This window comes from Streptomyces cyanogenus, assembly GCF_017526105.1.
Taxonomy (GTDB): domain Bacteria; phylum Actinomycetota; class Actinomycetes; order Streptomycetales; family Streptomycetaceae; genus Streptomyces; species Streptomyces cyanogenus.
This window is the reverse complement of the sequence record NZ_CP071839.1, coordinates 5,763,484-5,787,938: the sequence shown is the minus strand read 5'-3', so window position 1 is coordinate 5,787,938 and position 24,455 is coordinate 5,763,484. Positions and strand designations below refer to the sequence as shown.

The following is a 24,455-nucleotide window of genomic DNA, read 5'->3' as shown; positions in this document are numbered from 1 at the left end:
AAGGCCCGGGAGAGACCAAGCGCAGTCAGCCGAGACCCGGATAGACCAGGCGCAGTCGGCGGACGACCGGAGAAGCCAGGCACAGTCGGCCAAGGCCCGGGAGAGACCAAGCGCAGTCAGCCGAGACCCGGATAGACCAGGCGCAGTCGGCGGACGACCGGAGAGACCAAGCGCAGCCGGCCAAGGCCCGGGAGAGACCAGGCGCGGTCAGCCGAGACCCGGAGAGGTCAGGCGCAGTCGGCCGAGACCCGGGAGAGCGCGGGTGCGTGCGGCCGAGGCCCGGGTCCGCTGTGCGGAGCCCGGGCCTCGCCTTTGTCGTCCCCGCGGGCGCGGCCCGCCGCCGGGGCACCGTCGTCACGCCGCGACCGGAACCTCCGGCGCCGCGTCGCTCGTGGCGGGCGCGAGCGCCAGTTCCAGGACCTGACGGACGTCGGTCACGGCGTGCACGTCGAGCTTGTCCAGCACCTCGGCCGGGACGTCGTCCAGGTCGGGCTCGTTGCGCTTGGGGATGATCACGGTGGTCACCCCGGCGCGGTGGGCGGCGAGCAGCTTCTGCTTCACCCCGCCGATCGGCAGCACCCGGCCGGTCAGCGAGACCTCGCCGGTCATGGCGACGTCCGTGCGGACCAGACGGCCGGAGAGCAGCGAGGCGAGCGCCGTGGTCATCGTGATGCCCGCGCTCGGGCCGTCCTTCGGCACCGCGCCCGCCGGGAAGTGGATGTGCACGCCCCGGTCCTTCAGGTCGGCCACCGGCAGCTCCAGTTCGGCGCCGTGGCTGCGCAGGAAGCTCAGCGCGATCTGTGCCGACTCCTTCATCACGTCACCCAGCTGCCCGGTGAGGGTCAGCCCCGCCGCGCCCGTCTCCGGGTCGGCCAGGGACGCCTCCACGAAGAGCACGTCACCGCCGGCACCGGTGACCGCGAGGCCGGTCGCCACACCGGGGACGGCCGTACGCCGCTCGGCCGGGTCCTGGGCGGACTCGGGCACGTGGTGCGGCCGGCCGATCAGCCCGCGCAGATCGCCGTCGGTGACGGTGAACGGCAGCTCCCGCTCACCCAGTTCGTGCTGGGCGGCGATCTTCCGCAGCAGCCGTGCGATGGACCGCTCCAGGGTCCGCACGCCCGCCTCGCGGGTGTACTCGCCGGCGAGCTTGCGCAGGGCGCTCTCCTCCAGCGTGACCTCGTCCTTGTCCAGGCCGGCCCGCTCCAGCTGGCGCGGGAGCAGGTGGTCGCGGGCGATGACGACCTTCTCGTCCTCGGTGTAGCCGTCCAGGCGGACGATCTCCATACGGTCGGCGAGCGCCTCCGGGATCGCCTCCAGGACGTTGGCGGTGGCGAGGAAGACCACGTCGGACAGGTCCAGCTCGACTTCCAGGTAGTGGTCCCGGAAGGTGTGGTTCTGCGCCGGGTCCAGCACCTCCAGGAGGGCGGCGGCCGGGTCGCCCCGGAAGTCCGAGCCCACCTTGTCGATCTCGTCCAGCAGGACCACCGGGTTCATCGACCCGGCCTCCTTGACGGCGCGCACGATCCGGCCGGGCAGCGCACCGACGTACGTACGGCGGTGGCCGCGGATCTCGGCCTCGTCCCGGACGCCGCCGAGGGCGACGCGCACGAACTTGCGGCCCATGGCGTGGGCGACGCTCTCCCCCAGGCTGGTCTTTCCGACACCGGGCGGGCCGACCAGGGCGAGCACGGCACCGCCGCGCCGCCCGCCGATGACGCCCAGGCCCCGGTCGCTGCGCCGCTTGCGCACGGCCAGGTACTCGGTGATGCGCTCCTTCACGTCCTCCAGGCCGGCGTGCTCGGCGTCGAGCACGGCCTTGGCGCCCTGGATGTCGTAGGCGTCCTCGGTCCGCTCGTTCCACGGCATCTCCAGGACCGTGTCCAGCCAGGTGCGGATCCAGGAGCCCTCGGGCGACTGGTCGGAGGCGCGCTCCAGCTTGTCGACCTCCTTGAGCGCGGCCTCGCGGACCTTCTCCGGCAGGTCGGCGGCCTCGACGCGGGCGCGGTAGTCGTCGGACTCCTCGGCCGAATCCTTGGAGTTCTCGCCGTTCAGCTCGCGCAACTCCTTGCGGACGGCCTCCAGCTGACGGCGCAGCAGGAACTCGCGCTGCTGCTTGTCGACGCCCTCCTGGACGTCCTTGGCGATGGTCTCGGCCACCTCCTGCTCCGCGAGGTGGTCGCGCAGCTGCTGCGTGGCGAGCCTGAGACGGGCCACCGGGTCGGCCGTCTCCAGCAGTTCGACCTTCTGCTCGGTGGTCAGGAACGGCGAGTAGCCGGAGTTGTCGGCCAGCGCCGACACGTCGTCGATGGCCTGGACACGGTCCACGACCTGCCAGGCGCCGCGCTTCTTCAGCCAGGTGGTGGCGAGCGCCTTGTACTCCTTGACCAGCTCGGCGACCTGGCCCGGCAGCGGGTCGGGAACGTTCTCCTCGACGCGGGCGCCCTCGACCCAGAGCGCGGCGCCCGGGCCGGTGGTGCCGGCGCCGATGCGCACCCGGCTCCGGCCGCGGATCAGGGCCCCCGGGTCACCGTCGGCCAGCCGGCCGACCTGCTCCACCGTGCCGAGGACGCCGGTCTTGGCGTACGTGCCGTCGACGCGTGGCACCAGCAGCACCTTGGGCTTTCCGGGTTCCGAGCGGGCGGCGGCCTGCGCGGCCTCCACCGCGGCCCGCACCTCGGCGTCGCTCAGGTCCAGCGGAACCACCATCCCGGGCAGCACGACCTCGTCGTCGAGCGGCAGCACGGGCAGGGTCAGCGTGAACGCCGGTGACTCAGCAGCCATGATCTCCCCTTAGGCAGTCAACTTGAGCTATGCCGACTCAATGTTCTGGCGCGACCGAATGTTCCCAAGGGGGTGTTCGCTGTGAGCGATCAAGCGTGCCGGCGTCGGACCAACGGCCACGCCGACACGCCTGTCGCCAGGGCGATCACATGGCCCCAGTCGGCCACGGGGTCCGCGCCGGCCCGCAGGCCGGCCAGCAGGACGCCGGCCGTCAGGGTCAGGGCGGGCCAGCGGAGCCAGGGGCGGAGCAGGCCTGCCAGGGCGCCGATACTGGCGGCCACGCCGAAGCTGATGCCGTAGTCGAGGCGGTGCAGCGAACTGCCGGGCAGGCGGCCGGCGAGGACGGCGAGGCCCACCGGGACCTCGGTGGCGAGGGTGGCCAGGACGTGGCCGGCCAGGAAGACGCAGGCGGCCCGCACCCCGCCCGCCCGCCGCTCCAGCGCGGTGAGCACCAGCACGAACAGGGCCGCGTACGGCGAGACGATCCCGCCCGCGACCCACAGCGCGCTCGCCGGGAGCACCAGCAGCGGCGTGCGCAGCAGGTGGGCCACGTCCGTGCTGGAGGCCTGGTGGAGGGCGTGCACCAGAGCGGGGTCGGCCAGGGCCGCGACCAGGGAGGTGACGGCCAGGACGGCTGTGTAGACGAAGGTGAACGGGGTGCCGGCCGGGGTGGGCAGCAGGCTCCACAGGCTCGGCATGCGCGCCGGTCGGGGCAGGCACGACGGGGACGGCAGACGGGGCAGCGGCAGGGACGGCGGCGCGGGAACGCGGACGGGGGCCGCGGCGGCCGGGACCGGAGTGCCGGTGCGCTGGCGGGGCACACCGTCCAGCAGGCCGGCCGGCACCAGGGGCGGGACGGCGGCCGCACCGTCCGGGACGGAGGCGTCCGGCGCAGGACCCGTCGTGCTGCGTTCCACGCTGAGGCGCTCCTTCCGTCACCCCCACCCTTCGTCCTCGGCGTACCGCTGTCTATGACCGGCGCCACGCGGGAGCGGATCCACGGCAACCTCTCACCCCCCGGCCGCGTCCGGGCCCGGCCCGCACCACCCGTCCGTGGGCCTCATCCGCAATTCCCGTGAACGTCACGCCCCGTTCGAGCAGGATGGGCTCATGACTGCCGTGTACGACACTCCCGTGGTCCTGGACCGGCGCGACGGCCCGTACGGCGAGGTGGTGCTGCGCAGACACGGTGCGCTGCTGCAGATCATCGCCAACGGCTGTTTCCTGATGGACACCTCCGACGGCCGCTCGGAGCGGCTGCTGGTCGACGCGGCCCGCACCGCGCTGGACGGCCGGCCGGAGCCGAAGCTGCTGCTCGGCGGCCTGGGCGTGGGGTTCTCGCTCGCACACGCGGCCGCCGACCCCCGCTGGGGACGGATCACCGTGGTGGAGCGGGAACCCGCCGTCATCGGCTGGCACCGGGACGGGCCGCTGGCCGAGGTGTCGGCGGGCGCGCTCGCCGACCCGCGGACCTCGATCGTGGAAGCGGATCTCGTGACGTACGTCAATGAGACATCGGACACGTTCGACGCGCTGTGTCTCGACATCGACAACGGACCCGGCTGGACCGTCACCGAGGACAACGACAGCCTCTACGCACCGGCCGGACTGGCCGCGTGCGCAAGGGTGTTGAGGCCCGGCGGAGTGCTCGCGGTGTGGTCGGCCGAGCCCTCTCCGGAATTTGAAGGAAGTTTGCGGAATGCCGGGTTCCAGCAGGTGCGTACCGAAGAGGTGCCCGTTGCCCGGGGCGTTCCGGACGCCGTCCATCTCGGCGTCCGACCTGGATAGCGACAGCCCGGGGAGTCCCCGTAATGTGCTGCCCTGACGCGGATCATTCAAGCGTCAAACGCAGACATGGGATCACCCCACTGATTCCGGAAAGCAACAACAGGGGCGGGCGATGGAGCAGACACACACCTCCCAGAGCGGCGCGGCGACGACCACCCCGGGCGCACAGCGCCGGGTACTGGTCGTCGAGGACGACCCCACGATCGTCGACGCCATCGCGGCCCGGCTTCGCGCCGAGGGATTTCTGGTGCAAACGGCGGCCGACGGTCCGGCCGCGGTCGACACGGCGGAGGCCTGGCAACCGGACCTGCTGATCCTCGACATCATGCTGCCCGGCTTCGACGGGCTGGAGGTGTGCCGGCGGGTGCAGGCGCAGCGGCCGGTGCCGGTGCTGATGCTCACCGCGCGGGACGACGAGACGGACATGCTGGTCGGGCTGGGTGTCGGTGCCGACGACTACATGACCAAGCCGTTCTCGATGCGGGAGCTGGCGGCACGCGTGCACGTGCTGCTGCGCCGGGTGGAGCGGGCCGCGCTGGCCGCCTCCACCCCCCGCTCCGGCATCCTGCGCCTCGGCGAGCTGGAGATCGACCACGCCCAGCGCAGGGTGCGGGTGAAGTCCGAGGACGTCCACCTCACGCCCACCGAGTTCGACCTGCTGGTGTGCCTGGCGAACACCCCCCGCGCGGTGCTCTCCCGGGAGCAGTTGCTGGCCGAGGTCTGGGACTGGGCGGACGCCTCCGGCACCCGCACGGTCGACAGCCACATCAAGGCGCTGCGGCGGAAGATCGGCGCCGAGCGGATCCGCACCGTGCACGGGGTGGGTTACGCGCTGGAGACACCGAACCCGTGAGCGTCGACGGGCGCCAGGCCGCACGGAGGAGCCCCGGGAACCTCGCCGAGGAACCCTGGGGCGGCGTACGCCCGTTCTCGATCAAGACCAAGCTGGGCGCGCTGGTCGTCATCGCCGTGCTGATCACCACCGGTCTGTCGATCGTCGCGGTGCACACCAAGACCGAGCTGCGCTTCATCACGGTCTTCTCGATGATCGCCACACTGCTCATCACGCAGTTCGTGGCCCATTCGCTCACCATGCCGCTGGACGAGATGAACGCGGTGGCCCGCTCCATCTCCCAGGGCGACTACACCCGCCGGGTGCGCGAGAACCGCCGGGACGAACTCGGCGACCTGGCCCAGACGATCAACGTCATGGCCGACGAGCTGGAGGCCCAGGACAGCCAGCGCAAGGAGCTGGTCGCGAACGTCTCGCACGAGCTGCGCACCCCGATCGCCGGGCTGCGCGCGGTGCTGGAGAACATCGTCGACGGGGTCACCGAGGCCGACCCGGAGACCATGCGGACCGCCCTGAAGCAGACCGAGCGGCTCGGCCGCCTGGTGGAGACCCTGCTGGACCTGTCCCGGCTCGACAACGGCGTCGTCCCGCTGAAGCTGCGCCGGTTCGAGGTGTGGCCGTACCTGTCGGGCGTGCTGAAGGAGGCCAACATGGTCGCCTCCGCGCGCGCGGGCATGGCCACCGGCTCCGGCAGCCACACGCGTACGGACGTCCATCTGCACCTCGACGTCTCCCCGCCGGAGCTGACCGCGCACGCGGACCCCGAGCGCATCCACCAGGTCGTCGCGAACCTGATCGACAACGCGGTCAAGCACAGCCCGCCGCACGGCCGGGTGACCGTGCGGGCGCGGCGCGGGCCGCAGCCGGAGTCGCTGGAGCTGGAGGTCCTGGACGAGGGCCCCGGCATCCCCCGGTCCGAGTGGCACCGGGTGTTCGAGCGGTTCAACCGGGGTGCCGTCACCCGGCCGCACGGCCCGGGCAGCGACGGCGGTACGGGCCTGGGACTGGCGATCGCCCGGTGGGCGGTGGATCTGCACGGCGGCCGGATCGGTGTGGCCGAATCCGAGCGGGGCTGCCGGATCATCGTCACTCTTCCGGGACTGACTTCCGTGCCAAGTTGACGTAAAGTCCGAACCGGAAGCACAAGATCCACGACGGTCGCTGCCGCTCCGTGCAGCTGGACACGTGTGATCGGGGCAGGCCCGCGCCACCCGTTGAACGAAGACGCGCCGGGCCCGGGCCCGCGCACCCTCTCACATGCGGAACCACGCTTGTTTCCCGCCATTTCAAGCCCTGAAACAAGATTCTTGATGTGACTTACGCGACGATGACCATGCCCGACCTGACCTTCCCGGCCGGGGAGGCGTAGCCTTTATTCCCGCTGTCCATCACCTTGTGAAGCGGAAGAGGGCGGTTGCCGCCGTGTCGCCACAGTCCCCCAGTAACTCGAGCATCTCCACCGACGACCAAGCCGGGAAGAACCCCGCTGCCGCGTTCGGTCCGAACGAGTGGCTCGTCGACGAGATCTATCAGCAGTACCTCCAGGACCCGAATTCGGTAGACCGCGCCTGGTGGGACTTCTTCGCCGATTACAAGCCGGGTGCTCCTGCCACCCCGGCGCCGGCGGGTACTGCGGCCACGGGGGCCGCAGAGACCACCACGGCCCCGAAGCCCCAGCCCGCAGCCCCGGCCCCGGCCCCCCAGGCCGCCGCCCCGGCCGCCCCGGCCCCCGCGGCGAAGGCCCCCGCCCCGGCCAAGCCGGCGACGCCCGCACAGGCGCCCGCTCAGCCGAAGGCAAAGGCCGCTCCCGCGAAGGAAGCCCCCGAGGGCCCGGAGCAGATCACGCTGCGCGGCCCGGCCGCCGCGGTCGCCAAGAACATGGACGCCTCGCTGGAGGTGCCGACCGCCACCTCGGTCCGCGCCGTCCCGGTGAAGCTGCTGTTCGACAACCGGATCGTCATCAACAACCACCTCAAGCGCGCCCGCGGCGGGAAGATCTCCTTCACGCACATCATCGGGTACGCGATGGTGCAGGCCATCAAGGCCATGCCGTCGATGAACTGGTCGTACGGCGTCAAGGACGGCAAGCCGACCCTGATCAAGCCGCCGCACGTCAACCTCGGTCTGGCCATCGACCTGGTCAAGCCGAACGGCGACCGCCAGCTCGTCGTGGCCGCCATCAAGAAGGCCGAGACGCTGAACTTCTTCGAGTTCTGGCAGGCCTACGAGGACATCGTCCGCCGCGCCCGTGACGGCAAGCTGACGATGGACGACTTCACCGGCGTCACGGTCTCCCTGACCAACCCCGGCGGCCTCGGCACCGTCCACTCCGTGCCGCGTCTGATGCCCGGCCAGTCCGTGATCATGGGCGTCGGCTCCATGGACTACCCGGCGGAGTTCCAGGGCACCAGCCAGGACACCCTGAACAAGCTCGGCGTCTCCAAGGTCATGACGCTCACGTCGACCTACGACCACCGGGTCATCCAGGGCGCCGCCTCCGGCGAGTTCCTGCGCACCGTCGCGAACCTGCTGCTGGGCGAGAACGGCTTCTACGACGACATTTTCGAGGCGCTGCGCATCCCCTACGAGCCGGTCCGCTGGCTCAAGGACATCGACGCCAGCCACGACGACGACGTCACCAAGGCCGCCCGTGTCTTCGAGCTGATCCACTCCTACCGGGTCCGCGGCCACGTCATGGCCGACACCGACCCGCTGGAGTACAAGCAGCGCAAGCATCCCGACCTGGACATCGTCGAGCACGGCCTCACCCTGTGGGACCTGGAGCGCGAGTTCGCCGTCGGCGGCTTCGCCGGCAAGTCGATGATGAAGCTGCGCGACATCCTCGGCGTGCTGCGCGACTCGTACTGCCGCACCACCGGCATCGAGTTCATGCACATCCAGGACCCCAAGCAGCGCAAGTGGATCCAGGACCGCGTGGAGCGCCCGCACTCCAAGATGGAGCGCGAGGAGCAGCTGCGCATCCTGCGCCGGCTGAACGCGGCGGAGGCCTTCGAGACGTTCCTGCAGACGAAGTACGTCGGCCAGAAGCGCTTCTCGCTGGAGGGCGGCGAGTCCGTCATCCCGCTGCTCGACGCGGTCATCGACTCCGCGGCCGAGTCGCGGCTCGACGAGGTCGTCATCGGCATGGCCCACCGCGGCCGCCTGAACGTGCTCGCGAACATCGTGGGCAAGTCGTACGCGCAGATCTTCCGCGAGTTCGAGGGCAACCTCGACCCGAAGTCGATGCACGGCTCCGGCGACGTGAAGTACCACCTGGGCGCCGAGGGCACCTTCACCGGCCTGGACGGCGAGCAGATCAAGGTCTCGCTGGTCGCCAACCCCTCCCACCTGGAGGCCGTCGACCCGGTCCTGGAGGGTGTGTCCCGCGCCAAGCAGGACATCATCAACAAGGGCGGCACGGACTTCACCGTCCTGCCGGTGGCGATCCACGGCGACGCGGCCTTCGCGGGCCAGGGCGTGGTGGCCGAGACCCTGAACATGTCGCAGCTGCGCGGCTACCGCACCGGCGGCACGGTCCACATCGTCATCAACAACCAGGTCGGCTTCACCGCGGCCCCCGAGTCCTCCCGCTCGTCGATGTACGCGACGGACGTGGCGAGGATGATCGAGGCCCCGATCTTCCACGTGAACGGCGACGACCCCGAGGCCGTGGTCCGCGTCGCGCGTCTGGCCTTCGAGTTCCGCCAGGCGTTCAACAAGGACGTGGTGATCGACCTCATCTGCTACCGCCGCCGCGGTCACAACGAGTCGGACAACCCGGCCTTCACCCAGCCGCTGATGTACGACCTGATCGACAAGAAGCGCTCGGTGCGCAAGCTGTACACCGAGTCCCTCATCGGTCGCGGCGACATCACCCTGGAGGAGGCCGAGCAGGCCCTGCAGGACTACCAGGGCCAGCTGGAGAAGGTCTTCACGGAGGTCCGCGAGGCCACCTCCCAGCCGGCCGCCGTCGACGCCCAGGCGCCTCAGGACGGCTTCCCGGTCGCGGTCCCGACCGCGGTCTCCGCCGAGGTCGTCAAGCGGATCGCCGAGTCCCAGGTCAACATCCCGGAGAACATCACCGTCCACCCGCGTCTGCTGCCGCAGCTGCAGCGCCGTGCGGCGATGGTGGAGGACGGCACGATCGACTGGGGCATGGGCGAGACCCTCGCCATCGGCTCCCTGCTGCTGGAGGGCACCCCGGTCCGGCTCGCGGGCCAGGACTCCCAGCGCGGCACCTTCGGCCAGCGCCACGCGGTGCTGATCGACCGGGAGACCGGCGAGGAGTACACCCCGCTGCAGTACCTCTCCGAGGACCAGGCCCGCCTGAACGTCTACAACTCGCTGCTCTCCGAGTACGCGGCGATGGGCTTCGAGTACGGCTACTCGCTGGCCCGCCCCGAGGCGCTCGTGATGTGGGAGGCGCAGTTCGGCGACTTCGTCAACGGCGCCCAGACGGTCGTGGACGAGTTCATCTCCTCGGCCGAGCAGAAGTGGGCCCAGACGTCCGGCGTCGTCCTGCTCCTGCCGCACGGCTACGAGGGCCAGGGCCCGGACCACTCCTCGGCCCGCCCTGAGCGCTTCCTCCAGATGTGCGCGCAGAACAACATGACGGTCGCCATGCCGACCCTGCCGTCGAACTACTTCCACCTCCTGCGGTGGCAGGTGCACAACCCGCACCACAAGCCGCTGGTCGTCTTCACCCCGAAGTCGATGCTGCGTCTGAAGGCCGCGGCCTCGAAGGCGGAGGAGTTCACGAACGGGCAGTTCCGCCCGGTCATCGGCGACAGCACGGTCGACCCGGCCGCGGTCCGCAAGGTCGTCTTCTGCGCCGGCAAGGTCTACTACGACCTGGAGGCCGAGCGGCAGAAGCGGGGCGTGACGGACACGGCGATCATCCGCATCGAGCGCCTGTACCCGCTGCCGGGTGCCGAGCTCCAGGCGGAGGTCAACAAGTACCCGAACGCCGAGAAGTACCTGTGGGCGCAGGAGGAGCCGGCGAACCAGGGTGCCTGGCCGTTCATCGCGCTCAACCTGATCGACCACCTGGACCTGGCGGTCGGCGCGGACATCCCGGCCGGCGAGCGACTGCGGCGCATCTCGCGTCCGCACTCCTCCTCGCCGGCGGTGGGCTCCGCGAAGCGCCACCAGGCGGAGCAGGAGCAGCTGGTGCGAGAGGTCTTCGAGGCGTAAGCCTCTCGGGAGGGCCCGGTGTCGAGTTCCCGCTCGGTACCGGGCCCTTCGCCTGTTCGGGGGTGCGTGAGAGCCGCATGTCGACGCGGCCCGGCGCCCCTTACGGGGCGCTTCAGCCCAGGTAGGCCTCGAAGTCCCAGTACGGCCGCACCCGAGGGCGTTGCGGACCGCGCGGATGCGTTCGCCGGGCTCGCTGCCGATGCGCAGGCCGAGTTCGACGGCGAGTTCGCCGAGCCGGTCGCACCCACCACACGAGCCCGCCGCCCGGCGCCCCGGGATCCGCGCCGCCCGCCGCCGTGGCGGGTTCGGTCCAGGTCAGGGAGACGGTGAGGGAGGACGTGCCGCCGCCCTCGGCGATCGCGCTCACGATCTTGCCGGACTGCGCCGTCAGTTCGATTCCGAAGCCGACCGAGACCTCGACGGGGGCCGGTGTGTCCAGTCCGCGCGCAGGGAGCGCACGACGCCCCCGACCGTGCCGGCCAGTCCTCCCGCCATGTCGATGACCCGGTCGCCGAGTCCGGTGTCGCGGTAGCCGTCCTCGTCCAGCGCCTCCTCGTCGGCGGCAGCGATCCGTGCCCAGACGACGGTTCCGTCGTCCAGTCGTACGCGTGCGACTCCTCCAGCCATGACGCCCCCGTTCGCCGATGGGAGGAGAAGGCTAACCCCCGGGAGGGGACAGAGGGAGGGCAAGAGGAGATCAGGCGGAAGATACGGCCGACGATCGCCCCCGCGCCCGGCCCGCGGTCACTCGTCGTCCTCGTCGTCGAGCCGCGCGAGCCAGGTGGCCAGCCGTTCCACGGGCACCTCGAAGTCCGGGTTCAGGTCCACGAACGTCCGCAGCTGCTCCGCGAGCCACTCGAAGGTGACCTCTTCCTCGCCACGCCGCTTCTCCAACTCCTCGATACCGCGGTCGGTGAAGTACATAGGGTCACGTCTCCTGAGCAAACATCCAGCAACCGACAACAACCCCCAGCCTAAGCGCCTCGCGGCACAGCGAGGGGAGCGGCCAGGACGCCGACCGTCCGGCGCCGGCGAAGGCCCCCGCGGCGCGCACGGTTCGGGCCACGGCCCCCGCGCACACCCCCACCCGCGCCGGCGCGCCCACGAGCAGCGCCCGCGCACGGCCACCCCACGCGAAAGAGGTGCTTGACTTCCGGGAACCGCGATATATCGTGTTCCCAGAAGGACGCGATATGGCGCGTCGCGACCGTGACCGGCCGAGGAGGCCCCATGTCGGAGTGGTCCGTCACCGAACCCCGGAAGCTGACCTTCGACACCCCCGTACGCGACCTCCAGGTCCGCCTCGTGAACGGCACGGTGAACGTGGTGGGCACGGACGACCCCACCCCCCGCCTGGAGGTCTCGGAACTCGAAGGCCCGCCCCTGGTGATCACCCACACCGGCACCACCCTCACCGTGGCCTACGACGACCTGCCCTGGAAGGGCTTCCTCAAGTGGCTGGACCGCAAGGGCTGGCGCCGCAGCGCCGTCGTCTCCCTCGCCGTCCCCACCGACACCCGCGTGGAGGTCGGCGTGGTCGGCGCCGCAGCGGTCGTCTCCGGCATTCGCGGCCCCGCCGTGATCAAGGGCGTCACCGGCGACACCACGCTGGTCGGCGTCTCCGGCCCGGTCCGCGCGGACACCGTCTCGGGAAACCTGGAGGCCCAGGCGGTCACCGGCGACCTCCGCTTCCACTCGGTCTCGGGCGACCTGACCGTGGTCGAGGGCTCCGGCACCTCCGTGCGCGCCGACTCCGTCAGCGGCTCCATGATCGTCGACCTGGACCCGGACGGCCCCACGGACATCGGCCTGACCAGCGTCTCGGGCGAGATCGCCGTCCGGCTGCCGCACCCGGCGGACGCCGAGGTGGAGGCGAACACCGCGAGCGGCACTATCTCCAACGCCTTCGACGGACTGCGGGTGCACGGCCAGTGGGGCGCCCACAAGATCACCGGCCGCCTCGGCGCGGGCACCGGGAGGCTGCGCGCCACCACGGTCTCCGGCTCGATCGCCCTGCTGCGCCGCCCGCCCCGGGACGACGAGGAGAGCACCCCCTGGGAGGCCGGGCCCCCGCGGACCCCCGCGCCCGGCGCACCCCGCCCGGCGGACCGCTCCCCGGCCGCTTCGGGAGACAATTCCGTCTCCGGCCAGGACGCCACCGCCACCGAAGCCCCCGGTACCACCGGCACCCCGGCCGACGGAACGACCGACAAGAAGGTGCTCTGACATGCCTCCCGTCTTCGCCCACGGCCGCCTCCGCCTGTACCTGCTGAAGCTGCTCGACGAGGCCCCGCGCCACGGCTACGAGGTGATCAGGCTCCTGGAGGAGCGCTTCCAGGGTCTCTACGCCCCCTCCGCGGGCACGGTCTACCCCCGCCTGGCCAAGCTGGAGGCGGAGGGCCTGGTCCGGCACACCACCGAGGGCGGCCGCAAGGTGTACGCGATCACGGACGCCGGCCGCGCCGAACTCGCCGACCGCAGCGGTGAGCTGGCCGACCTGGAGCTGGAGATCCGCGAGTCGGTCGCGGAACTGGCCGCCGAGATGAGGGCCGATGTGCGCGGCGCGGCCGGCGACCTGCGCCGCGAGATGCGCGCCGCCGCCTCCGAGGCCCGCCGGGGTGCGAAGACGTCCGGGGCCGAGCACTTCTACGGGGAGTACGGCGAGCCGAGCGACAAGGATGCCTGGAAGGCCGCCAAGGAGGAGATGCGCCGGGCCAGGCAGGAGTGGAAGGAGCAGGCGCGGCGCGCCAAGGACGAGAGCCGCAGGGCCCGCGAGGAGGCCGAGCGGGCCCGCCGCCAGGCCCAGGAGGCGCAGGCGCGGGCGCGGGCCCAGGCACAGGAGGAGATCCAGCGTATCGCGCGCCGCGTCCAGGACCGTGTCCAGGACCACTTCGGCCGCGGCGACTGGCCGACGGGCGTCCGCGAGGGCCTGTCGGAACTGGCCAGGGAGTTCGGGGACCTCGGCAGGGACGTCGGCGGGGACCGGGGCTCCTCCCGCACCACCGGATCCGCCGGATCCGCCCCCGCCTCGGAACCGCACTGCACCACCGCGCCGGAGGACTTCCCCGCCGAGTACGAACCGTCCTGGGCCCACGAGGACTTCACCGGCGACCCGGCCCGCGACCTGGACCGCCTCCTGGACCGCTTCCGCGACGGCATCCGCGACGCGGCCCGCGACCACGGAGTCACCTCCGCCCAGGTCCACGAGGCCCGCCGCCACCTCACCACGGCGGCGGCCCGCATCACAGCGGTCCTCCGCACACGCTGACCCCCCCGCCGGCCGAGGAGCCGTCGAGCCGGGCCGGCAAGCCGGGCCGCGCACAAGGCGGACCCGGCGCCCGGCCCCGCCTCTCGGCCCGGCCCTCGGCGCGGCTCAGGAGCTGGTCAGCACGATCTTGCCGAACTGCTCCCCGGACGCGAGCCGCTCGAAGCCCTCGCGGGCCCGGTCCAGCGGCAGCTCCTCGTCGATGACGGGCCGTACCCCCGTCGCGGCGCAGAAGGCGAGCAGGTCCTCCAGCTCGTCCTTGGTGCCCATGGTGGAGCCGACCACCTTCAGCTCCAGGAAGAAGATCCGGGTCAGTTCGGCGTGCGAGGGCCGGTCCCCGCTGGTGGCGCCGGAGATGACGAGCGTGCCGCCCGGCCGCAGGGACTTCACCGAGTGGGACCAGGTGGCGGCGCCCACGGTCTCGATGACGGCGTCGACCCGCTGCGGCAGCCGCGCCCCGGGCTCCACGGCCTCCACCGCACCGAGCTCCAGGGCCCGCTTGCGCCTGGCCTCGTCGCGGCTGGTGGCGAAGACCCGCAGCCCGGCCGCCTTGCCGAGGACGATCGCGGCCGTGGCGACACCCCCGCCCGCGCCCTGCACGAGGACCGAGTCGCCGGGTCGTACCCCGGCGTTGGTGAACAGCATCCGGTACGCCGTCAGCCAGGCGGTCGGCAGACAGGCGGCCTCGGCGAAGGACAGCTCCTTGGGCTTGGGCAGGACGTTCCAGGTCGGCACGGCGACCTGTTCGGCGAAGGTGCCCTGGTAGCGCTCGGTGAGGATGGACCGCGGCTCGTCGGGGCCGACGCCGTGGCCGGTCTGGCCGATGACGGAGTGCAGGACGACCTCGTTGCCGTCCGCGTCGACACCGGCGGCGTCGCAGCCGAGGATCATCGGCAGCCGGTCCTCCGGGAGGCCGACGCCCCGCAGGGACCAGAGGTCGTGGTGGTTGAGGGAAGCGGCCCGCACAGTGATGGTGCTCCAGCCGGGACGGGCCTCGGGAGCCGGACGCTCCCCCAACTCGAGGCCGCTGAGCGGCTGGTCGCGGTCGATTCGGGCGGCGTAGACAGCGAACATGCTGCCGACGATAGGTGCGCGGTGCAGCCGGCGGAACCAGGGCCCCCTGTGACACATGCCCTCTTGCGCAACGGCACCCTTGCGGCGCAGCGGTACGCCGGCGCCCTCGGCACGACCCGGACGGGCGGACGGAAAGGCAAAAAGAAATGGCCCCGCCCGAAGGGACGGGGCCATCCGGCGCAACGTCAGCGACGAGCGACGCCCTCTGCCCGAGCCGCGGCGGCGACCGCGGCGGTGACCGCGGGAGCAACCCGCTCGTCGAACGGCGAGGGGATCACGTAGTCGGCGGCGAGGTCGTCACCGACCACCGCGGCCAGTGCCTCGGCCGCGGCGATCTTCATTCCCTCGGTGATCCGCGTGGCCCGCACCTGGAGCGCGCCCGCGAAGATCCCGGGGAAGGCCAGCACGTTGTTGATCTGGTTCGGGAAGTCCGAGCGCCCGGTGGCGACGACCGCCGCGTACTTGTGCGCGACGTCCGGGTGCACCTCGGGGTTCGGGTTGGCCATCGCGAACACGAAGGCGCCCTCGGCCATGGAGGCCACGGCCTCCTCGGGGACCGTACCGCCGGAGACGCCGATGAAGACGTCCGCGCCCGCGAGGGCGGTCTCCAGCGAGCCGCTGAGGCCGGCCTTGTTCGTGAAGCCGGCCAGCTCGCGCTTGACCGGCGTCAGGTCGTCCCGGTCGGCCGACACGACGCCCTTGCGGTCCGCCACGGCCACGTCCCCGATGCCGGCCTCGACCAGCATCTTGGCGATGGCGACACCGGCCGCGCCGGCGCCCGAGATGACGGCCCGCAGCTGCCCGATCTCGCGCCCGCTCAGCCGCGCCGCGTTCCTGAGCGCCGCGAGCGTCACGACGGCCGTACCGTGCTGGTCGTCGTGGAAGATCGGGATGTCCAGGCGCTCCTGGAGCCGGCGCTCGATCTCGAAGCACCGGGGCGCCGAGATGTCCTCGAGGTTCACTCCGCCGAAGGAGGGAGCGAGCCGGACGACGGTCTCGATGATGTCGTCCACGTCGGTGCAGTCGAGCGCGATCGGCACCGCGTCGACGCCGCCGAACTGCTTGAACAGGATGGCCTTGCCCTCCATCACGGGGAGGGAGGCCTCGGGACCGATGTCCCCGAGTCCGAGCACGGCCGTACCGTCGGTGACGACGGCGACCACGTTGGACTTCCATGTGTAGTCGTTGACCAGCTCCGGCTGGTCGGCGATCGCGGTGCACACGCGAGCGACGCCGGGCGTGTACGCGAGGGAAAGGTCGTCCTTGTCACGGACCGGCACGGTGGCCTGCACGGCCATCTTGCCGCCGCGGTGCAGCGCGAACGCCGGATCGAAGGAATCGAGGGGCTCGGCCCCGCCGTCCTGGTCCGTACTGCTGTCGCTGCGAGGATTGACGATCTCCGCTGCCACTTTGTTTTACCCCTTAGGTATGCATGGTTTGAGGGTCGACCACTCCTGGTGAGGGGTGGGCGGGCACCGCGTACGGCTCGATTGCGGATACGTACGAGCTCCTACGCGACGGGCGCGCCGCACACGCGCCCTGAGCCCCGGATGAGGGGTGTAAAGAACCTTCTTACCGGACGGACGGTACCCGCGACGAGTCCATTAGGTGCAAGGTCACATTCGGCGACGGGCAGGCGACCCCCGGATGACGCGCGGCCGACGGGCCGGAAGGGCGCGAATGCTCCCAAGGACGGCGGCTGGGCCCGGTGCAGGGGCGACCACATCCTGAGACGTGCCGAAGATTTTCCGGCGGGGGTGCTGGATTCCTGCAGATGTTCGGCGTGGCGCACCAGGGATGTACCGACCTGATGCGGTTCGGGGGGTCACCCGTTATCCGATTTTGACATATTGACGCCCCTGAATGGCGTAGTCCGAATGGCAAGATGCCGTAAACCCACGAGGTCGCGACACCCGAAGGTGTGTGTTTCCGTCGACCCATCGGCAACTCTTCCCATCCGCCGGAGGAACCACGATGACCGCAAGCTCCACCCGTCGTACAACCGCAGCGCGCTCCCGTCTGGCTGCGGCCGGTGCGATCGCGGTCGCAGGGGCCCTGCTGATCACCGGCTGCGGTGACCAGACGAAGGACAAGAACCAGAACTCCGGCAGCGCGTCCACCAACAGCGCACCGCTCGCCGACAAGCTCCCGCAGGAGATCCGCAGCAAGGGCAAGATCAGGGTCGGCTCGGACATCGCGTACGCCCCGGTCGAGTACAAGGACTCCACCGGCCAGATCGTCGGTCTCGACCCCGACCTGGCGGCGGCCCTGGGCAAGCAGCTCGGTGTGACCTTCGACTTCCAGAACGGCACCTTCGACGCGCTGCTCACCGGTCTGCGCTCGGACCGCTACGACATCGCGATGTCGGCGATGACGGACAACAAGAACCGTCAGGAGGGCGTCGACCCCGACACCGGCAAGAAGGTCGGCGAGGGCGTCGACTTCGTCGACTACCTGACCGCCGGTGTGTCGATCTACACCCGCAAGGGCGACACCAAGGGGATCACCACCTGGGATGACCTCTGCGGCAAGAAGCTCGCCGTCCAGCGCGGCACCACCTCGGAGGACCTGGCCAAGCAGCAGGCCAAGAAGTGTCCGTCCGGCAAGAAGCTCGCCATCGAGGCCTTCGACGACAACCAGCAGGCCCAGACCCGGCTGCGCTCGGGCGGCGCGGACGCCGTGTCCGCCGACTTCCCGGTCGCCGCGTACGCGGTGAAGACCTCCGGCGGCGGCAAGGACTTCGAGGTCGTCGGCGACCAGGTCGAGGCGGCCCCGTACGGCATCGCGGTCTCCAAGAAGGAGACGCAGCTGCGCGACGCCCTCCAGGCCGCGATGAACGCGATCATCAAGAACGGCGAATACCAGAAGATCCTCGAGAAGTGGGGCGCCCAGGACGGCGCCGTCAAGGAGTCCGTGATCAACGGCGGCAAGTGACCCGCGGCACCAAGCGGCCACTGAGAGGCAATACCCGTGACTGACATCCAGAAGACGGCCGGGGAGCAGGGCACTCCCCCGGCCGGACCGGAGGCGATCAAGGCCATCCCGGTCCGGCACTACGGACGATACGTTTCCGCCGTCATCGCCCTCGCGCTCCTCGCCGCGATCGTCTACGCCTTCTCCCAGGGCGCGATCAACTGGGGGGCGATCCCCGACTACTTCTTCGACGACCGCGTCGTGGAGGGCATGAGCAAGACGCTCCTGCTGACGATCCTGTCCATGGCGATCGGCATCGTCGGGGGCATCGTCCTGGCGGTGATGCGCCTGTCGAAGAACCCGGTGACGTCCTCCATCTCCTGGTTCTACATCTGGTTCTTCCGGGGCACACCGGTCCTGGTGCAGCTCGTCGTCTGGTTCAACCTGGGCCTGGTCTTCGAGTACATCAACCTGGGGCCGCTCTACAAGGACGAGTGGTCGGACTTCATGACCCCGTTCCTGACCGCCCTGCTGGGCCTCGGCCTCAACGAGGCCGCATACATGGCGGAGATCTGTCGTGCCGGCCTGCTCGCCGTGGACGAGGGCCAGACGGAGGCCGCCCACGCGCTGGGCATGAGCCACGGCAAGACGCTGTTCCGGATCGTGATCCCGCAAGCCATGCGGGTGATCGTGCCGCCGACCGGCAACGAGGTCATCAACATGCTGAAGACAACCTCGCTGGTGTCGGTCGTCCAGTACTCCGAGCTGTTCCGCGTGGCCCAGGACATCGGCCAGACCTCCGGCGCCCCGGTGGAGATGTACTTCCTCGCCGCCACCTGGTACTTGATCCTCACCTCGGTGCTGAGCGTCGGCCAGTACTACATCGAGCGGTACTACGCCCGCGGTTCCAGCCGCAGCCTCCCGCCGACCCCGTGGCAGAAGATCAGGGCCCACCTGACGACCCTGTCGAGCAGGAAGGTCACGGCATGACCGACAAGCTGAGCAAGACGCAGGACACCCCGTCGAAGGGCACCGTCCCGATGGTCAAGGCGGAGGGCGTCCACAAGTCCTTCGGCCACGTCGAGGTGCTCAAGGGCATCGACCTGGAGGTGAAGCCGGGCGAGGTGTTCTGCCTCATCGGCCCCTCCGGCTCCGGCAAGTCGACCTTCCTGCGGTGCATCAACCACCTGGAGAAGATCAACGCCGGGCGGCTGTACGTCGACGGCGAGCTGGTCGGCTACCGCCAGCAGGGCGAGAAGCTGTACGAGCTGCGCGACCGCGAGGTCGCCGTGAAGCGCCGGGACATCGGCATGGTCTTCCAGCGCTTCAACCTGTTCCCGCACATGACGGCCGTGGAGAACGTCATGGAGGCGCCGGTGCAGGTCAAGGGCGTGAGCCGGGCGCAGGCCCGGGAGCGGGCCATGCAGCTGCTGGAGCGCGTGGGCCTGGCCGACCGGGCCGGGCACTACCCCTCCCAGCTGTCCGGCGGCCAGCAGCAGCGCGTGGCGATCGCCCGGGCCCTGGCGATGGAGCCGAAGCTGATGCTGTTCGACGAGCCGACCTCGGCCCTGGACCCGGAGCTGGTCGGTGACGTCCTGGACGTCATGCGAGACCTCGCCGAGTCCGGTATGACCATGGTCGTCGTCACCCACGAGATGGGCTTCGCCCGCGAGGTGGGCGACAGCCTGGTGTTCATGGACGGCGGTGTGGTGGTGGAATCCGGCCACCCGCGGGACGTCCTGACGAACCCGCAGCACGAACGGACGCAGTCGTTCCTGTCCAAGGTGCTGTGAACCCGAGCGGGGCCTGCGCTCCATTCCCCAGACGCAGGCCCCCGACGGTGTCCCGATGCAGCGAAGGGCTACCTCGGCGTGATGTATCCGTTGTACACCCAGGACTCATTGTGCTTGGGCCCGCTCGCCCCGTCACGAGTGAAGCCCATGAAGGACACGTAGTTGTTGACGCCCTCCTTGAAGTCGTAGTCGCAGACCACGGGCCCGTTGAGCGAACCGTTGGCGTCCGAGCACTCACCTTCGCGGCCTGAACCGTCGTAGGCGTACCACTTGACGACCGCGCGCTCCCCGTCCGGCCTCAGGTCGTCGACGATGAAGCTGTCGTTGCTGCCGTCGAAGCAGATGCTGTAGTACGCCGTCTGATCGGCGTTGCAGGTCTTGCTATAGGCCTCAGCAGGAGACGTCGCCAGAGCGCTTCCCGCCACAACCAGCCCCAGCACCCCTGCCGAATGCGCAAGCTTCCGTATGGCTGTCACTTCAACCCTCTCTCCTCGCGCCCGTCGGACAACCGTTCGATTGACAGAAGTGCGCTCGCGGATGGCGATTGATCGCCAACATAAGTGATCAACCGAGCGAATTTGCGCGCCGATGATCACGCAGGTAAGACATTGACAGCGATCTCAGAGCAACCCACGCGACTTGAGGAACTTCTGAGGTGCCCGAGGACGGGGCGGGGCCTCGTACCGCCTCTTTTGGGGACGACTTGCAGCGAGCCCTGCGAGTCCTTGCTCGGGAAGCCTGTGAAGTGGCCTGATTCGGCGGCAGCAGCAAGTTGCCCGGACCTTGCTCATGCACGGCGGGAGCAGCTTGACGAATCCGGCCGCACCGCCGCCGAAACATCCCGCGGTCGGTACCGCGGCCGTGAGCCCCGCAGGGCGGCACGCCGGCCCCCCAGGCGACCACCGCCGCCACTGCACCCGCACCCCTACTTGAGGGCGAGCAGCAGCGTGTCGGAGGGTGAGCACCACACCGGCCTGGCCTCGGCGAACCCCTTCTCGCGCAGTACGCGCGCGTGCCAGGCGGGCGGCGGCGTGTCCCCGTCCGCGTGTTCGCCGTAGATCTCGAAGCGGCGGGCGGTCGGCTCGGCGAGGACCGGGTCCCCGGCCGCCAGCTGCCACCACTCGGTCCAGTCCAGGGCGCCGTCCCGCTTGGCCTGATCCATGCGGGCATGGCGCTGGGCGCGCTCGGCCGCGTTGATCCGGGGCGTGGTGTCGTCGATCATGTGGTCCGCGTTCATGAAGACACCGCCGTCGCGGACCAGCCCCGCGACCTGACCGTAGAGGGTCGCGAGGGGTTCGCTGTGCAGCCAGTGGAGGGCCGTGGCGGTCAGGACGGCGTCGTAGGAGTCGTACGGCAGCTTCGCCGGCCAGCCGGGGTCCGTGAGGTCGGCGGTGACGAGGGTGACGCGGTCGTCGCCCGCGAAGGTGCCGTCCGCGATGGCGAGCAGTGCCGGGTCGAGGTCGACGCCGGTGCTGGTGGCCCCGGGGAACCGGCGCAGCAGCCGGGCGGTGATGCTGCCGGTGCCGCAGGCGAGGTCGAGCACGCGCGGGGCGGTGCCGACGAGCGCCTCGACCATGTCGAGCATGATCCGGAAGCGTTCCTCGCGGTCCGGCATGTACCACTCCTGCTGCCGGTCCCAGCTCTCCTGCCAGGCCGCCCAGTCGGTTCCGGCGGTTGTGGTCATCGAGCACCGACTCCCCTCGGTTCGCGTAATACCCTGGAAGCACGACCGGCTGTTACCCGACCGCAGACACGACGATAATGCGCCTCCGTAAGGACTACAAGTGGAACTGGCCTATTACTCGGATTACGCCGTCCGCCTCGTCAACAGCGAGGAACCGGGCCGGGGCAGGGACACCCTGGTCACGGTCGAGGCCGTCCGCGACCTGTTCGGCGAGAACGCGTCGGCGGCCCGCCGCGCCACCGACGCCGACGTCACGCGGTTCCGCTCGGTCCGGGCCCGGCTGCGCGGGGTGTTCGAGGCCGCCGACAAGGGCGACGAGACCCTCGCCGTGGACCTGCTGAACTCGCTCCTGCTGGAGTTCCCGGTCAGCCCGCAGATCTCCGGGCACGACCACCGCGACGAGGACGGCCGCCCCCTGTGGCACATGCACCTGGCCGACCACCCGTCCAACGCCACCGCCGGCTACGCGGCGATCGCGGCGATGGGCCTGGCCTTCCACCTCACCGAGTACGGCGTGGACCGCCTCGGCCTGTGCCAGGCGCCGCCGTGCCGCAACGCCTACCTGGACACCTCCACCAACCGCTCCCGGCGCTACTGTTCGGACCGCTGCGCGACCCGCGCCAACGTGGCCGCCTACCGGGCCCGCAAGCGCCTGGAGGCCGACCGGTCGGGCAGCAGCGGCCTCGCGGCCGAGAGCGCCCAGCGCAGCAGCGCGAGCGGCGAACGCTGACCGGCCTTGACCGGCCGGTACCGGAACCAGGCCGTGCCGAGGATCAGTTCCTCGGGCACGACCCCGTAGTCCGTGCTGTCCCCGCCGGCGTACGGGTTGTCCCCGAGCACCCACCAGCCGCCCTCGCGCCGCTGCACGGCCCGCTTGACCACCAGCAGGTCCTGCTGGAACGGATGACGCAGGACCACGACGTCCCCGGGCCGGACCACACCCCCGTACCGCACCAGCAGCCGATCCCCGTGGTGCAGCGTGGGCACCATCGACGGGCCGGTCACCTCGGCCAGCCCGAAGAGCGCCACGGCCCTCCCCCGCTCGGTCTCCTGCGACAGCTCCGGCATCCCCGGCACCTCCCCGGTCCGTTCCTCCGCCAGTCTCAGTCTCACCCTGGACTTTTGTCCTAAGCCCTAGGGGGCACCCGAGAAATCGCCTTCCCCAGGGAGTAATGTCGCACCTGAGAAGACGATCACGAGGAAGGAATGCTCCATGCTTTCCCGCCTGTTTGCCCCCAAGGTCAAGGTCAGCGCCCACTGCGACCTGCCCTGCGGCGTGTACGACCCGGCCCAGGCCCGCATCGAGGCGGAGTCGGTGAAGGCCGTCCAGGAGAAGATGGCCGCCAACGACGACCCCCACTTCCAGGCGCGCGCCACCGTCATCAAGGAGCAGCGCGCGGAGCTGGCCAAGCACCACGTCTCCGTGCTCTGGAGCGACTACTTCAAGGCCCCGCACTTCGAGAAGTACCCGGAGCTGCACCAGCTGGTCAACGACACCCTGAAGGCCCTCTCGGCCGCCAAGGCGTCCACCGACCCGGCGACGGGCCAGAAGGCGCTGGACTACATCGCCCAGATCGACAAGATCTTCTGGGAGACCAAGAAGGCCTGATTTTCCTACGCCTTCTGACCTGCGGTTTCTCCGATTGCAGCGTCTCCTTGTCCGCACCCGGTCCGCAGTCCGCCGAGCACGGCGTCCATGACGGGCCGGGTGCGGTCGTCTTCGCCCGGTACGAGGCCTTGTGCGCGAAGCGCCTGCTCCGGCGAGAAGCGGGCGCCGAACGCGTTGAACCGCGCGCCAGGGAGCCGCGTACCAGTGGCTGCGGGCGGCGTCGTGCTGCCCGGTCTGCCGTCGGGGGTAACGGGCCGGCGGCATGCGCGGGGGAACGCGGCGCCCGGAGAAGGGGACGATTTCGGTGGCTTTGACCCGGACGGTCGGCAGCGCACCGGGCTCGGCCGCCCCCGGCGGCGAGGGCGGAGCGCACGACCGTCCGCACGTGCAGGGGCTGGACGGTCTGCGCGGCCTGGCGGCGCTGTACGTCGTCCTGTTCCACTGCTGGCTGTACACCTTCCCCGGATACCCGGACAGTGCGGCACCAGGATGGCTGGACGTGCTGATGTTCGGGCGGCTCGCCGTCGTCTTCTTCCTGGTGCTGTCCGGCTTCTCCCTGGCGATCTCACCGGCGCGTCACGGCTGGCGCACGGACGGGGTCGTCCGGTTCCTGCGCCGGCGCGCCTGGCGCATCCTGCCTCCGTACTGGGCCGCGCTGGCCATGAGCCTGGTCATCTCCTCGTTCGTGGTGCCGGCCTCCCACTTCGGACCACCCACCGGCGCGTCCCTGCTCGTGTACGGCCTCGTCGCCCAGGACATGGTCACCGCCCCGACACCGAACGGCGCGTTCTGGTCGATCGGGGTGGAGGCCGAGCTGTATCTCCTCTTCCCCCTTCTCCTGCTGATCCGGCGGAAGTCGAACGCGGCGGTCATGGTCGCCTGCGTGGCCCTTCCGGTGATCGTCGGGGGCCTGACGGCCACCGGCGCCAACCCGGTGGAGGGTGACAACTGGCTCGCTCCACACCTCGCTCCGGTATTCGCCGCGGGGCTGGCGGGCGCGGGAGTCGTCGTGGCGTCCGACAGGGTTCGGCGCCTGCCCTGGCCATGGTTCGCCGTCCTGGCCGCCGTACCCGTGCTGGCGCTGGGCGCCGTCCAGGGCTCGGTCTGGACGGTGAACCACTACTTCTGGGTGGATCTGGCCATCGCTCCCGCCATGGCGATGCTGCTCGCCGCGGTCGCCACCGGCAGACCCGCCGTCCTCGTACGGCTCCTGACCACGCGGCCGCTGCGGAGTCTCGGCGGCTTCTCCTACAGCCTCTACCTGATCCACCTGCCGGTCGTCATGGCCGTCATCCGCCGCGTGGCCCCGCACTTCGTCTCCCCCGGCCTGCCCACCTTCTGGTTCACGCTCGTCGTGGCCCTTCCGGCTTCGGTGCTCGGCGCCTGGCTGTTCTCCCGGATCTTCGAGCTGCCCTTCCAGCGGAACAGGTCCTGGAAATCCATGATCGCGCTGTGGCGCTCCCGCTGAACCGCCACCATCCCCCGGTGGCAGCAGGCAC

The 24,455-nt window shown here is 70.6% G+C and carries 22 protein-coding genes and 1 pseudogene; 12 read left to right on the top strand and 11 right to left on the bottom strand.

Going from position 1 to position 24,455, the window contains the following annotated elements:
• Positions 1-354: 354 nt before the first annotated feature.
• Entirely contained in the window at positions 355-2,784 is a 2,430-nt protein-coding gene (gene lon, locus S1361_RS26175; RefSeq protein WP_208034260.1) for an endopeptidase La, read from the bottom strand.
• Positions 2,785-2,873: 89 nt separating this feature from the next.
• Positions 2,874-3,701, bottom strand: coding sequence for a rhomboid-like protein (locus tag S1361_RS26170; RefSeq protein ID WP_208034258.1), 828 nt, complete (start codon positions 3,699-3,701; stop codon positions 2,874-2,876).
• Between the two features lie 193 nt (positions 3,702-3,894).
• Here S1361_RS26170 and S1361_RS26165 point away from each other — a divergent pair, with 193 nt between their 5' ends.
• The 4 genes from S1361_RS26165 to S1361_RS26150 all read left to right on the top strand — a co-directional run bounded on the left by S1361_RS26165 (position 3,895) and on the right by S1361_RS26150 (position 10,618).
• Positions 3,895-4,572 carry a spermidine synthase family protein gene (locus S1361_RS26165; RefSeq protein ID WP_208034257.1) on the top strand — a complete coding sequence of 226 codons (678 nt, stop codon included), beginning with the start codon at positions 3,895-3,897 and terminating at the stop codon, positions 4,570-4,572.
• Positions 4,573-4,684: 112 nt separating this feature from the next.
• On the top strand, positions 4,685-5,425 hold the full coding sequence (locus tag S1361_RS26160; RefSeq protein ID WP_208034255.1) for a response regulator transcription factor: 741 nt from the start codon (positions 4,685-4,687) through the stop codon (positions 5,423-5,425).
• A complete protein-coding gene (locus S1361_RS26155) occupies positions 5,422-6,546 on the top strand; it encodes a HAMP domain-containing sensor histidine kinase (protein WP_208034253.1) in 1,125 nt (374 codons plus the stop codon). Before S1361_RS26160 ends, S1361_RS26155 begins: the two co-directional genes overlap by 4 nt.
• A 301-nt stretch (positions 6,547-6,847) precedes the next feature.
• A complete protein-coding gene (locus S1361_RS26150; RefSeq protein ID WP_208034245.1) occupies positions 6,848-10,618 on the top strand; it encodes a multifunctional oxoglutarate decarboxylase/oxoglutarate dehydrogenase thiamine pyrophosphate-binding subunit/dihydrolipoyllysine-residue succinyltransferase subunit in 3,771 nt (1,256 codons plus the stop codon).
• Positions 10,619-10,730: 112 nt separating this feature from the next.
• Here the strand turns inward: S1361_RS26150 and S1361_RS39370 are convergent, their stop codons facing one another.
• The 3 genes from S1361_RS39370 to S1361_RS26140 all read right to left on the bottom strand — a co-directional run bounded on the left by S1361_RS39370 (position 10,731) and on the right by S1361_RS26140 (position 11,542).
• The gene (locus tag S1361_RS39370) at positions 10,731-11,009 is read right to left on the bottom strand and encodes a hypothetical protein (RefSeq protein WP_243769555.1); all 279 of its coding nucleotides are present in this window, start codon (positions 11,007-11,009) and stop codon (positions 10,731-10,733) included.
• Entirely contained in the window at positions 11,006-11,245 is a 240-nt protein-coding gene (locus tag S1361_RS26145) for a hypothetical protein (protein WP_243769302.1), read from the bottom strand. The genes S1361_RS39370 and S1361_RS26145 overlap by 4 nt, the downstream gene beginning before the upstream one ends.
• A gap of 117 nt (positions 11,246-11,362) precedes the next feature.
• A complete protein-coding gene (locus S1361_RS26140) occupies positions 11,363-11,542 on the bottom strand; it encodes a DUF6104 family protein (RefSeq protein WP_003992906.1) in 180 nt (59 codons plus the stop codon).
• Positions 11,543-11,848: 306 nt separating this feature from the next.
• Here S1361_RS26140 and S1361_RS26135 point away from each other — a divergent pair, with 306 nt between their 5' ends.
• Entirely contained in the window at positions 11,849-12,844 is a 996-nt protein-coding gene (locus S1361_RS26135) for a DUF4097 family beta strand repeat-containing protein (protein WP_208034239.1), read from the top strand.
• A 1-nt stretch (position 12,845) separates the two neighbouring features.
• Complete coding sequence (locus S1361_RS26130; RefSeq protein ID WP_208034232.1) at positions 12,846-13,886, top strand: PadR family transcriptional regulator; 1,041 nt, start codon at positions 12,846-12,848, stop codon at positions 13,884-13,886.
• Positions 13,887-13,991: 105 nt separating this feature from the next.
• Here the strand turns inward: S1361_RS26130 and S1361_RS26125 are convergent, their stop codons facing one another.
• A complete protein-coding gene (locus S1361_RS26125; RefSeq protein WP_208034227.1) occupies positions 13,992-14,957 on the bottom strand; it encodes a zinc-binding dehydrogenase in 966 nt (321 codons plus the stop codon).
• A 185-nt stretch (positions 14,958-15,142) separates the two neighbouring features.
• Positions 15,143-16,366: an NAD(P)-dependent malic enzyme gene (locus S1361_RS26120; RefSeq protein WP_208034226.1), complete on the bottom strand. Its 1,224-nt coding sequence runs from the start codon at positions 16,364-16,366 to the stop codon at positions 15,143-15,145.
• A 565-nt stretch (positions 16,367-16,931) separates the two neighbouring features.
• On the opposite strand from S1361_RS26120, the gene S1361_RS26115 reads away from it, so the two are divergent.
• The 3 genes from S1361_RS26115 to S1361_RS26105 are packed head-to-tail and all read left to right on the top strand — an operon-like array spanning position 16,932 to position 19,663.
• Positions 16,932-17,891, top strand: coding sequence for an ABC transporter substrate-binding protein (locus tag S1361_RS26115; RefSeq protein WP_208034225.1), 960 nt, complete (start codon positions 16,932-16,934; stop codon positions 17,889-17,891).
• Positions 17,892-17,927: 36 nt separating this feature from the next.
• On the top strand, positions 17,928-18,860 hold the full coding sequence (locus S1361_RS26110; RefSeq protein ID WP_208034224.1) for an amino acid ABC transporter permease: 933 nt from the start codon (positions 17,928-17,930) through the stop codon (positions 18,858-18,860).
• A gap of 50 nt (positions 18,861-18,910) precedes the next feature.
• Positions 18,911-19,663, top strand: coding sequence for an amino acid ABC transporter ATP-binding protein (locus tag S1361_RS26105; protein ID WP_208036774.1), 753 nt, complete (start codon positions 18,911-18,913; stop codon positions 19,661-19,663).
• A gap of 68 nt (positions 19,664-19,731) precedes the next feature.
• Here S1361_RS26105 and S1361_RS26100 read toward each other — a convergent pair whose 3' ends face one another.
• Positions 19,732-20,088: a hypothetical protein gene (locus S1361_RS26100; protein ID WP_243769301.1), complete on the bottom strand. Its 357-nt coding sequence runs from the start codon at positions 20,086-20,088 to the stop codon at positions 19,732-19,734.
• 500 nt (positions 20,089-20,588) lie between these two features.
• The gene (locus tag S1361_RS26095; protein WP_208034223.1) at positions 20,589-21,347 is read right to left on the bottom strand and encodes a class I SAM-dependent methyltransferase; all 759 of its coding nucleotides are present in this window, start codon (positions 21,345-21,347) and stop codon (positions 20,589-20,591) included.
• A gap of 100 nt (positions 21,348-21,447) precedes the next feature.
• On the opposite strand from S1361_RS26095, the gene S1361_RS26090 reads away from it, so the two are divergent.
• Positions 21,448-22,077: a CGNR zinc finger domain-containing protein gene (locus S1361_RS26090; protein WP_208034221.1), complete on the top strand. Its 630-nt coding sequence runs from the start codon at positions 21,448-21,450 to the stop codon at positions 22,075-22,077.
• Here S1361_RS26090 and sodX read toward each other — a convergent pair.
• On the bottom strand, positions 21,981-22,415 hold the full coding sequence (sodX, locus tag S1361_RS26085; RefSeq protein WP_208034220.1) for a nickel-type superoxide dismutase maturation protease: 435 nt from the start codon (positions 22,413-22,415) through the stop codon (positions 21,981-21,983). The genes S1361_RS26090 and sodX overlap by 97 nt on opposite strands.
• A gap of 145 nt (positions 22,416-22,560) precedes the next feature.
• Between sodX and sodN the strand changes: the two genes are divergently transcribed.
• Entirely contained in the window at positions 22,561-22,956 is a 396-nt protein-coding gene (gene sodN / locus S1361_RS26080; protein ID WP_100828187.1) for a superoxide dismutase, Ni, read from the top strand.
• A gap of 5 nt (positions 22,957-22,961) precedes the next feature.
• Here the strand turns inward: sodN and S1361_RS40075 are convergent.
• A pseudogene (locus tag S1361_RS40075) lies at positions 22,962-23,081 on the bottom strand (tyrosine-type recombinase/integrase); the annotation flags it as partial.
• Between the two features lie 179 nt (positions 23,082-23,260).
• Between S1361_RS40075 and S1361_RS26075 the strand changes: the two are divergent.
• Complete coding sequence (locus S1361_RS26075; protein WP_243769300.1) at positions 23,261-24,424, top strand: acyltransferase family protein; 1,164 nt, start codon at positions 23,261-23,263, stop codon at positions 24,422-24,424.
• The last annotated feature ends 31 nt before the right edge of the window (positions 24,425-24,455 follow it).